The following is a 2,578-nucleotide window of genomic DNA, read 5'->3' as shown; positions in this document are numbered from 1 at the left end:
ATCGGCGGTGGGCTTTTAATTGTACCGGTGCTGGTTTTTACTTTTGAACTGCAGGGTATGTCACCTGAAGTATTGACCCATGCAGCGGTCGCTACCTCCCTGGCCACAATCGTCGCGACCTCAATCAGTTCCACCATGGCGCACAATAAACGCGGTGCTGTGCGTTGGGATATTTTTAAACCGGTAACCATCGGCCTTTTAATTGGGGCATTTATCGGAGTTAAAACTGCGGGGCAGATGAACGGTCAGTGGTTGCAGATTACTTTGGGTTGTTTTGCGATTCTGGTTTCGATCCAGATGGCATTAAACCTGAAACCGCATGCAGGGGAAGCTACGGTTAATAATCGTGACCTGTCAGTGGCTGGAGGTGCTATCGGTTGGTTATCCAGTATTTTCGGTATTGGTGGGGGCACTCTCTCTGTACCTTACTTCACCTGGCGTCGAGTGCAGATGCAGCAGGCGGTAGCAACATCTGCTGCTTGTGGTCTACCTATCGCAATTATGGGGGCAACAACTAATATCTGGGAAGGCTGGCAACATCCGGACATGCCGGAGTGGAGCCTAGGATTTATCTATCTTCCAGCATTAGTGGGCATCGTAATGACCAGTTCTATCTTTGCCAAGGTCGGAGCGAAGCTGGCGCATAGCCTGCCAGGGCCTGTTCTAAAGCGAATTTTTGCAGTCTTTCTACTCTGTGTAGGATTACGTTTCCTACTCACAAACCTTGTTTAGCTTTTAACTCACAGGAAAGGAGATAACTGTGTGGGTTCATAATATTGATCCTGTTGCCATATCTGTTGGGCCGCTACAGGTGCATTGGTATGGCTTAATGTATCTGATCGGTTTTGCCGCAGCTTGGTGGCTGGGAGTGGTGAGAGCGCGTAAGGCGGGATCGGGCTGGAATGAAGAACAGGGCTCGGATCGGATCTTCTGGGGTGCGATGGGTGTCGTACTCGGTGGTCGTATGGGTTACGTGCTGTTTTATAACTTTGATAAGTTCCTGGCTGATCCACTTTGGTTGTTTGCTGTTTGGGAGGGGGGAATGTCCTTCCATGGTGGCTTATTAGGTGTGGTCGCTGTGTTGTACTGGTTTGGCCGGCAGCATAATAAAACTCTATTTGAAATGGCTGACTTCGTGGCGCCGCTGATCCCTATAGGTTTAGGTGCAGGTCGAGTCGGTAATTTTATTGGCGGTGAGTTATGGGGACGAGTCACAGACGTTTCATGGGGTGTCGTGTTCCCGCGTGCCGGTGATCTGCCACGTCACCCATCTCAGCTATACGAGTTTGTACTCGAAGGTGTGGTTCTGTTTGTGGTGCTGTGGTGGTTCTCATCAAAGCCAAGACCGCGTATGGCTGTATCTGGCCTGTTCCTAGTGCTTTACGGCCTATTCCGCTCGCTGGTGGAGTTTGTCCGTGAGCCTGATTCCCATCTGCAATTCATCGCCTTTGAATGGCTGACTATGGGGCAGCTGCTATCGGTTCCGATGGTAGTCCTGGGAGGGCTGTTTCTCTTACTGGCTTACACAAGACAATCGAAACAGAATTAAGCGTTTTCTTCTCTATTCTTCCGTTAGCTGGTGGTGAGTAGCCGCCAGCTTTATATCCGCCTTATTAGTTTTTTCCTCGATCTCGTCCCGTCTATCACATGAAAGTTTCTCATTAAAATACCTCTAAAATTTTATTAAAAACATCTTAATTGCTCGCCGTGCTTAGGTATTTGCGGCGTATAAAGCAAAATTCAAACAAGCATTTGAAATCTATAAATTTAGATAAAATTTTAATAAAAACAAATGGTTGCAAGGTTGCTTTTGCCTGATAAGAATTGATTCACCAGATTGTCCGGATATCACTTTGGATTTGTATGTACCGGACAAGTATCGAATTGAATAACTGTTCTGCGGCCGCAAAAGGTAGCGGTGATTGTAAGCCTGTTTGGGTCGCAGAAAAGTCAGATAAATACGCCATCAGAGTCACAACCCCAATTGGGGTATAAGGCAGAGGAATAGATTATGTCTAGCAACTTCTACAACGGGTCACGTTTTTGGGAAACTGCCATTTTTGGCAAAGGTCAGCAAACAGTAAATGGAGCTGAAGGCGGCGACAGGCTGATCTCTTTGGGTGACGGTGGAGAACCGGATCCGGCGCAGACTGATGGCGATGAAGGGCGTGTTTATGCGCCTGTGGAAGAAGGTTCAGCAGATGACGTTCTCATTGGTGGTGCAGGTCGGGATAAGTTTGAGTTTCATGCTCTTCTCAACGCACGTGAAGAGGTAATAGCTGCCCATACCAGAGAAAATGGCTCTGTGAACTGGAGAGGCGTTGCTGGCGAGAATGATAATGTGCATGACCACTGGGTAGAAGGATGGGGTTTTGACACCATCGCCGACTACTCCAAGGACGAAGGCGACACAATTGTTGTTCGCGGCCATACGGTTGAAATTGCTGAAATTACCTACGGTGAAGATGACGGCGGTGAATTCTCTCTGATTCGTGTGATTAGCCAGCAAGGCGATGGTGGTGCGGGTGGTGCCAATACAGAAACTGGTGCACATGATGAAGATCACGTTGGCTTTATT

At 48.2% G+C, this 2,578-nt stretch carries 3 protein-coding genes; all 3 read left to right on the top strand.

The window, feature by feature from the left end; all coding sequences use genetic code 11:
- Window positions 1-732, top strand: a 732-nt coding sequence (locus GY843_RS03535) for a sulfite exporter TauE/SafE family protein (RefSeq protein WP_297306583.1), incomplete at its 5' end; no start/stop codon positions are given.
- A 28-nt stretch (window positions 733-760) separates the two neighbouring features.
- Window positions 761-1,549 carry a prolipoprotein diacylglyceryl transferase gene (gene lgt / locus GY843_RS03530; protein WP_297306581.1) on the top strand — a complete coding sequence of 263 codons (789 nt, stop codon included), beginning with the start codon at window positions 761-763 and terminating at the stop codon, window positions 1,547-1,549.
- Between the two features lie 462 nt (window positions 1,550-2,011).
- A partial coding sequence (locus GY843_RS03525) for a hypothetical protein (protein ID WP_297306579.1) occupies window positions 2,012-2,578 on the top strand: 567 nt, incomplete at its 3' end.

It is taken from the genome of Neptuniibacter sp. (assembly GCF_024231755.1).
Lineage (GTDB): Bacteria > Pseudomonadota > Gammaproteobacteria > Pseudomonadales > Balneatricaceae > Neptuniibacter.
The sequence above is the reverse complement of the archived record's forward strand: the minus strand, read 5'-3'. Positions and strand labels throughout refer to the sequence as shown.